Genomic DNA, 560 nt, shown 5'->3' with positions numbered 1-560 from the left:
CGGATTTCAAAAGTATTTGGAACAAGCCGTTACCTTTGGGTAGCGGCTTTTCTTTATCTACTGATCTAAAAATATTAGTGAAGAAATACGCGTGACACTTTCGCATCACGCGATTCACACTCTTTTATGAGTAGCGCTGGAGTTGCTCCGTTTCCTGAATGGGCTTCAATGCTGCGATAGCGAAGCCAAAGAGTAATACGGCCAATACAGCGACCCATTCACTCCCTACATCATAAGCAAATCCAGCAAGCGCAGACCAAATTGCGACGCCAAAGTGCATCATGCTCATCGCAGATGACATTAAAACTCCTCGATATTCATCCGATAAGCTCGCTATATAAGCCTGTAGAGCCGGAGAGCCTATACCGCCTGCCAACGACCAAATTGCCAATATGGGAAGATAGGCCACGAATTGGCTCGCACCACACGCAAATACCCAGATGCTACATGGCATGCACACCATAACCGCAATACGCATTACAGCTCGGCCACTTCCAAGGCGATGAGAAGCTCGAGTCGTGAGTAGATTTCCAAGAACACTCACGATTCCTAAAGCTGCG

General features: G+C 47.3%; 1 protein-coding gene. It reads right to left on the bottom strand.

What is annotated here, in order from left to right; genetic code table 11:
- Positions 1-124 precede the first annotated feature (124 nt).
- Positions 125-560: MFS transporter (locus R7P74_RS28335; RefSeq protein WP_336624124.1), on the bottom strand; the 436-nt coding region annotated here is incomplete at its 5' end.

This window comes from Vibrio sp. 2033, from assembly GCF_033339735.1.
The sequence above is the reverse complement of the archived record's forward strand: the minus strand, read 5'-3'. Positions and strand labels throughout refer to the sequence as shown.